The following is a 7,752-nucleotide window of genomic DNA, read 5'->3' as shown; positions in this document are numbered from 1 at the left end:
TCAGCGTGCTAGAGCGCCCCATTAGACGCGGTATGGATAGCGTCATGCCTACGGCCGCGAGCCCGCAGACGAAGGCTAACGCCTGCACCCAAAAAAGAGGCATATCAAACATAATCGCAATCGCGGCTCCCACGCAAGCTCCAGCCGAAACGCCCAGCAAATCGGGGCTAACTAGTTGGTTGCGAAATACGCCCTGATACGCCGCTCCGCTGATACTAAGCGCGGCTCCGACGAGAATAGCCGCGATGATGCGCGGTATGCGGATGTTTTCGACGACGTTTTGGATATTTGCCGCGGTCTCCGTCTGCACTCCAAAAAAGCCGCCGATCACGCTAAGAACGTCAGAGGGAGCCACGTAAAACCTGCCGACGCCAAGCGCGATCACGCCGCAAACTACGGTCAGCGCGGCTAGCAAAATCAGCGTAAATTTAAAGCTAATATTTTTCATCTTTCTCCTAAAATAAAATCTCCGACTACGCTAGCCCGCATAAAAATCGCTCGAAAAAGGGCTAAATTCGCCTTGCCGCTAACTTGGCGAGCGAAGCTTTTGTTTCTTATTTGCGATCGCTGCTAAAACAGCGAGAAAAAAGGCGGTTTTGTTTGCGATCTAGATAATCAACACCAAGCGCCGAATTTATGCCGCTTGGGTCAAATTCGCCCGCCGTTTTGCGTTTAAGGCTTGGCGCCAACGATAAATTTGAGCTAGGCGCCCCTTGCCGCGTTATCAAATTTAAATCTAACGTTTCCGCAAATTTTCGTCAAGCCAAATTTAAAGGCAAGCTTCCGCCGCGTCAAATTTAAGCTATTTTACGACGCGGTCTATCCATCTAAAAAGCTCGTCCAGATCATAGTCGCCGCCGTGACCTTGCCCCCAAGGCACCGCAAAATCAACCGTCTTGCCCGCATTTTGTAGCCCCAGCGCCAAGATAAGCGGTATCGCTAGAGCCGTATCGGAGTCGGCCGCGCCGTGCCTGATTCGGTAAAATTTGGCCGCGCTTTTATTGCCCAGATAGCTCATCGCGTTTACCATTTTTATGATTTTGGCATCCGCACTCTCGCCCGTGCTGCGTTTGGCGCTAAATTCGGTAAAGTGCTTTGCCGCCGCGTCCGCATCGCCGAAAAAGTCGTTTTCGGGATTTTGTAGCTCTAGCCCGTCAAATGCGGGCGTAGCTTTAGCGCGCGGCATAGATAGAACGAAGTCTTCAAATTTAAAATCATATCCGAGCGTGCAACCCTGCGTTTCAAGCGTGAAAAACTCGGGCTTTAGCAGGCTTTTCTCGCGACTTTTTGCAGCCGCAAAAGAGTCTGCTAGCGTCTTTTTGACATACTCTTTAAAGCTTCCCTCGCCGCTAGGCTCAAGCCTTAGCGCGCGGCCTTTGGCGTCTTTTAAATTTAGCGAATTTACATAAGTGGGGAAGGCCGATTTTAGCGCGGCGGAGAGCTCTTTTTGCTCTGCGGTTAGCTCGCCTGAGACGGTTTTTGGCTTGTCGCTTCGCTCGTTAAATCCCGCCGCATCCAGCGCGCTAAAGTCTATTTTCTCGTATTTCGTCTGCGCGCCGAACATCCACTCGTAGGCTGCGTCGGCGTTTTCTAGGTTTGTAACCGGGCAATAGACTGAGGCGGCGTAGATCTCGTCGCTAGCCTTTGCGGCTCCGAGTGCTGTCAGATACGGCTCAAACTCGGGCGCGTTTGCCGAGACGCCAAGCAGCGCCGACATCGCTCCGCCCGCGCTCGTGCCGTTTGATACGATTTTGTTCGCGTCGCCGGCCATCGCTGCGTCGTTAAATTTGAGATACCGCACGGCGGCCTTTAGATCGACGATGGCGGCGTGCGCTTTGCCGCTAAATTTACCGTTTGCGTCCTTGAGCGTCCTGCCTCTAGCACCAGGCGCAGCGACGACGTAACCGCGCTCAAGCGCCGCTAGCACCGCGTTTGGCTTGCCGTTTTTATCAAGTGCGGGCGTAAAAGGCTTGCCCGGCATATATCCGCCGATGGAATTTGGCAAAAAGATCGGAGCGCTTGCCGCGTCAAATTTGCCCGTCACATTTTTACTGTTTTTGTCTTTGCTGCCCTCAAAATACTGCGCCGGGACGTAAAAATTTAACCTTTGATACTCGCTATCCACGGGATTTGCTACGTAAACTATCCCCTCGTAGGCTCTAAATTTAACCTCTTTTTCGCCTGATTTTATAGAGCGAGTTTCAAATTTATCCGGATCAAATTTCAGATCCGCCGCCTGCGCGCTAAGTGCCGCGCAAAGGCAAGCCGCGCCAAATGCAAGCGTCCCTTTTTTCATCTTTGCTTCCTTTTGATTTTGCCGTGTTTACCGGCAAAATCGTTCAAATTTGACTATTTGCTACCGTCCGGATTTAGTCCTTTTAGGATGTAGTCAAATTCTACGTCGCTAAGGTCGTAGTTCATAAATTTCTTATAAAACGCCTTAGTTTGGGCTTTTACGTCGACGTCTTTAAAGAGCTCCGGCTGAACGATAGTAGCCGCCCATAAAATTTGCAAAGCCGACTCCGCGCCGTATCTATCCCAGCTAAATACGCCTTTTGGGTTGCCGTAGACTTTTTTGTCTTTGACCGCTTTTAGCCCTGCAAATACCGGATCGGCGTAAATTTTCTCAACCGCTTTTTGATTGTCCGCGCCGCCTACGATGATGATGTCAGGGTCTGCGGCTACGATCTCTTCAGCCGTGATTTCTATCATGCTGCCCTCTTTTTGCACCGCGTTTTTACCGCCTGCGTATCTCACCCACGTGTCGATGATAGTTTTGGTGCCGTCGATTTTTAGTAGGTTTGCGCCGCCTACGATGTGTAGCACTTTAGGGCGCGCAGCGTCGTCTAGTTTGCTCGTGCGCTCGGTAACTAGCGCGATGTTGGCATCTAGATTTTCGTTTAGTTCTTTTGCCTTGCTAGCCGCGTCGCCGCCGATGATCTGGGCCGTTAGCAGCACGCTTTTTTTCATATCGTCGTAGTCGCGAAATATCAAATTCGCCGCGCTAAAACCGTTTTTAGTAAGATTTTCTTGGAAATTTTTATTTGATACGACGACTACGTCCGGCGCTAGTTTAACTAGCTCCTCGATTTGGATGTCGTTGCCGTTTAGCGCGGCCGGTACCTCTGCGATGCGAGGGTAAATTTTAGCAAACCACTTATTTTTCTTGATCTGATCGGTCGTAGTTACGATCTTATCCGCGCCGCCTAACACCAAGATCACTTGGTTATTTGCGTGCCAAAGCGCGGCTATCTTTTGCGTTTGGGCAGGGATTTTGACCTCGTTGCCCGTCATATCGGTGATGGTTTTGACCTCGGCTCCTAGCGCGACGATAGCGCTTAAAAGCAGCGTCGTGAGAAATTTTTTCATCTTTTGCTCCTTTGGGAATTTTTTGGGAATATTACAAAAATGCATATTAAAATAAGATATATTTTTTAAATTTTAATCAAGAAGCGAATTTAAAAGCTAAATTTAAGCAGCCCCGCCCGCGGTTTAGCAAGCGGGGCTAAAAAATCACTCGTGGTGATAGTCGTCGTATATGACCTTGTTGGTTTGGAATTTGATGCGTTTTAGCTCGCGAATACGCAAAAACTCCTCCTCCTCTATCCTTTGGATCTGGATGGCGGCCTTAAAGGTCGGAGTCTTGCTGATGAAGTCCCAGCCGTTGCTCGTTAGCTCGTTGCAGCAGCTCTCCCAGTAGTGATAGGTCATCTGTATGACGCCGTCTGGGACGATGCCCGTGACGTCTGCTTTGATGACGATGTAGCCGTATCTGCTCCACGCTTTGATGAAGTCTCCTTGCTTGATACCGTAGCGCTCGGCCAGCGCAGGGTTCATCTCCGCGATCGGTCCGATGCTGTCGCCGCCCTCTTCGATAGCTTTTGATCGTCTAGTCATGACGCCGCCGGCGTACTGATAGACTTTACGCGTAGTTAGCAGCTGTATCGGATACTCGGCGTCGGTCGGCTCGTCCACGCTACCGGCCATCACTTCGTACTCAGGCGGTAAATTTACGCGTTTAGCAAACTCGGCTTTTGCAGGCTCGATATCTGCTACGCTCTTTACGTGCAAGCAAGGGATAAATTTACCTTTGCCGTCGGGCGTAAAGAATTTTTTATCTAGATATAGGCTCTGTCCGCCCATATCGTTTTCATCAGGGCACGGCCAGTGTAAACCGTGGTGCTTTTTGATGCGGTAGTAGCTCATGCCGCCGTATCTTCTAGGGTCGCACTTGCGTACCTCTTCCCAAATTTCTTCGGGCGAGTTAAAGTTAAATCCCTCTGTCGCTCCGAGCCTTCGCGCGATCTCGCAGATGATCCACCAATCTTGTCTGGCGTCTCCGGGAGGCGTGATGACGTGCTCGTTGTGCTGTACGCGGCGCTCTGCGTTGGCGTAGAGGCCTTCTTTTTCGCTACTTGCCACGCCGGGCAAAACGACGTCGGCTTTACGCGACGTTTCGGTTAGGAAGATATCCTGAACCACGTACATATCTACTTTAGAGATCGCTTTTAGGAAGTGGTTGGTGTTTGGATCGGTCATAACCGGGTTTTCGCCCATCGTCCAGAAAAAGTGTACTCTACCGTCAAGGATGGCGTTTGGTACTTCGGTTTTATGGATGCCGATTTTACCGTTTAAGGAGCCTGGCTCTAGATGCCAAACCTGCTCGAACCACTCGCGCTGTTTAGGATCGGTTACCGAGCCTAAATTTGGGAAAATATTCGGCAGCACACCCATATCGCAGCAGCCTTGGACGTTTTCTTGTCCGCGTATCGGTAGGTCGCCGCTGCCTAGCTCGCAGATATTTCCCGTTAAAAGGAATAAATTTGAAATATCGCAAACTGCGCCCACGCCGTGGTTAAAGTGCGTAACGCCCATACCGTGCGTGATGACGGCCGGACGGATAGTCGCGTACATGCGTGCCGCTTTTCTCACGTCCTGCGGGTTTAGGTTGGTGTAGCTAGCGATGGCTTCGGGCGAATAGTCCTTGACCGCTTCGCGTACGTATTCTACGCCTTTTGTGCATTCGTTTACGAAGTCCCAATTAACCAAATTTTCCTCGAAAATAACATAAAGAAGCGAGTTTATAACCGCGATGTTATGCTCGGGCGCTAGCTGCAAATGCACGTCCGCTCGGCTAGCAAATTCCGTTTTTACGGGATCTATTACGATGAGCTTAGCGCCGCGGTTTAGTGCGCGCTGTATGTGCATAGCCGCGATCGGGTGGCCGTTTTCTGGGTTTGAGCCGATCATCAAGATACAATTACTATAAGGTCCGATCTCCGTGAAGCTGTTTGTCGCCGCTCCGTTACCGATTGTTTTGGCAAGACCTGCCACAGTCGGAGCGTGTCAAATTCTAGCGCAGTGATCGACGTTGTTCGTACCGATTACGGCGCGCATTATCTTTTGCGCGACGTAGTTGTCCTCTAACGTACAGCGAGCCGAGTAGTTGCCTACTAGCGCGTCGGGGCCGTATTTTTCCTTTACTTCTTTCATCTTGGCGACGACTAGATCAAGCGCCTCGTCCCAGCTAGCCTCCTCAAGGTCTCCGTCTTTGCTAAACACTCCGTCTTTTTTGCGAATTAGCGGTTTTGTTAGTCTGTCAGGTGCCCCCACGTAATCCCAGCCGTAAAAGCCCTTTAAGCACAGATTGCCCTGGTTTACGGGGTTATCGTGCACTCCAAGCGCGCTTCTTATCACGTTGTTTTCGACGTGAAGCTCGACCTGACAGCCCGTGCCGCAATACGGACATATGACTTTGCCGGTCTTCGTCATTTTTTCTCCTTTTTTATATGCAGATTTTGCATATTTATTAAATATGAAATATTTGCATATTTGTCCTTAAAAAATAATAAAAATCCTTAATACTTTAAATCAATATTTTGATTTAAGTTTCTATTAATTATTTTATTCAGTATACGGAACTCCAGGCGCCGCTATATCGTCGTTTTGGCTATATCGTATTATTTATAAATAAGAATAACTTGAGAGCTTTTATTAAGATTAGAATTTGTAATAGTATTAACACGGCTTAAAAAAATAGTTTAATGCTTAACATAACTTAATCCGCCCGAAATATCCAAATTTCGGCCGCGAAATTTACGAGCGTAAATTTAGAAAACGCGTTTTTGCGCCGCTATTTTAAATCTCGCAAAGCGCCATAAACGATTTTACGGTTTTATCGCGCGAAGCTGGGTAGATTTGGTTTTAATGATTTTAAGCGTTTATTTTGATTTTCCAATGCGCTAAAAAGCTAAAACCGAGCTAGATAATCTAGCTCGGCCGAATTTGGCCGCCGTTTAGACGGTAAATATGCGTTTTGCGGGCGCAAACGCAAAATTTATAAGTTAAAAACGGCTCGGTCATACGGCAAAGCGCGTTTGAGATTTGGCCGCATGCAAACTGGAGTCGTAAAAATGCGCTCCGACCAAGGCAGATTCGTCAAAATCCGTGCGCCTTTTTTAGCTGCGGATCGATCGGTTTTTTCGCGCCGTCTTTAGTCACGCTCACGTAAGTCGCTATCGCGGATGTTACGTGTATGCGCTCGCGAAAACCGGCCGCGTTTAGCCGCAGCGCCGTGACTTCTATCTTGGTTTTTATAGACGTATTGCCCGCGGCGATGATTTTGGCGTAGCAGCTCACGACGTCGCCGACGAAAACGGGCTGCTTAAATATAATCTCTTGCATCGAAATCGTCACGACGCGCTCGGGCGACAGCTCCCGCGCGGCCTGCGCGCCGGCTAGGTCGATCTGGCTTAGTATCCAGCCGCCGAATATATTGCCCGCCGAGTTCGTGTCCTTTGGCAGCGCGACTTGCTTTATGCGCGGTTCGCCCATTCCTTCTAGCATTTCTTCCATTTTTTATCCTTTCGTTTTAGATTCGTAAATTTAGCGGCTATTTGCCGCGTTTGGCTTGCTTGCCCTCAAATAAATTCACCGCGATTTTATCAAATTTTACTTTTTAAACTTTACACCCGAATTTAAGGTAAATTTGATGCAAATAACCCAGGCTTGCGGCAAATTCGGTAAATTTGCGAAGCGCGACGTACAAATTTAGCCCGCAAAACCCGCATCCTAAAAATGCTAAACTCAGCATCAAAAAGGCGCGGGTCTAGGCCGCTAGAAAAGGGCGAATTTGCCGTAAATTTTGGGTCAAATTTGCATGCCGAAGCCGCCCAATCTAGCGCAAATTTGCCTCGGGTTACTTTTCTCCCGCTTGCCATTTTTCCCATTCGCCGCTCTCGTCAAGCTCGTTTCCGATAGCCTTGTAGCGGGCGTAGTAATGCTCTACAAAGGCCCTTGCCTGCGCGTGTTTAGGCAGGTAGCTTTTGCCCTCTTTGTCGCAAAATTTCGCCAAAAACTCGCCCGCCGGAGCGCGCCTTGCGTAGTGAAGCGCCAAATTTTTGTAGTTTGCAAGGCAGATTTCTTTAAATTTAGCGTAGTGCTCGCGGTCAAATTTGACGACCAAAGCACCGTCCTCAAAGCTAAGCGCGCCAGAGCCAAAAAGCAAGCTAAGATGGATGAGCCCCTCGCAGTAGTACGCGCGCACCTCATCGACCTCACGCCACGCGATCAGTCCGACCGCGCGGGCGATCAGCTCGTGAAATACGCTCATCTCGTAGCTCGCGTCGTCGCCGATAAAGAAATTTACCAGCCCGCCCGTAGTCGCCTTGTACTCCTCGATAAATTTAAACTCGCCGTCCGCATTCATCGCCTTTTCCGTGTCGGTGCCGACGAAAAGTATAGGCCCAAACT

At 49.5% G+C, this 7,752-nt stretch carries 6 protein-coding genes; all 6 read right to left on the bottom strand.

The features are described from left to right. A partial coding sequence (locus RYL88_RS09915) for an iron chelate uptake ABC transporter family permease subunit (RefSeq protein WP_314990966.1) occupies window positions 1-448 on the bottom strand: 448 nt, incomplete at its 3' end. A gap of 354 nt (window positions 449-802) precedes the next feature. Then, window positions 803-2,296, bottom strand: a complete 1,494-nt coding sequence (locus RYL88_RS09910; protein WP_314990964.1) for a subtype B tannase — start codon at window positions 2,294-2,296, stop codon at window positions 803-805. Between the two features lie 53 nt (window positions 2,297-2,349). Continuing rightward, on the bottom strand, window positions 2,350-3,369 hold the full coding sequence (locus tag RYL88_RS09905; protein WP_314990962.1) for an ABC transporter substrate-binding protein: 1,020 nt from the start codon (window positions 3,367-3,369) through the stop codon (window positions 2,350-2,352). 144 nt (window positions 3,370-3,513) lie between these two features. Beyond that, window positions 3,514-5,772: a molybdopterin oxidoreductase family protein gene (locus RYL88_RS12710; RefSeq protein WP_297968958.1), complete on the bottom strand. Its 2,259-nt coding sequence runs from the start codon at window positions 5,770-5,772 to the stop codon at window positions 3,514-3,516. 666 nt (window positions 5,773-6,438) lie between these two features. After that, complete coding sequence (locus RYL88_RS09890) at window positions 6,439-6,855, bottom strand: acyl-CoA thioesterase (RefSeq protein WP_295144321.1); 417 nt, start codon at window positions 6,853-6,855, stop codon at window positions 6,439-6,441. Window positions 6,856-7,198: 343 nt separating this feature from the next. Further along, a partial coding sequence (gene ciaB / locus RYL88_RS09885) for an invasion protein CiaB (protein ID WP_314990960.1) occupies window positions 7,199-7,752 on the bottom strand: 554 nt, incomplete at its 5' end.

It is taken from the genome of uncultured Campylobacter sp. (assembly GCF_963517995.1).
Lineage (GTDB): Bacteria > Campylobacterota > Campylobacteria > Campylobacterales > Campylobacteraceae > Campylobacter_A.
The sequence above is the reverse complement of the archived record's forward strand: the minus strand, read 5'-3'. Positions and strand labels throughout refer to the sequence as shown.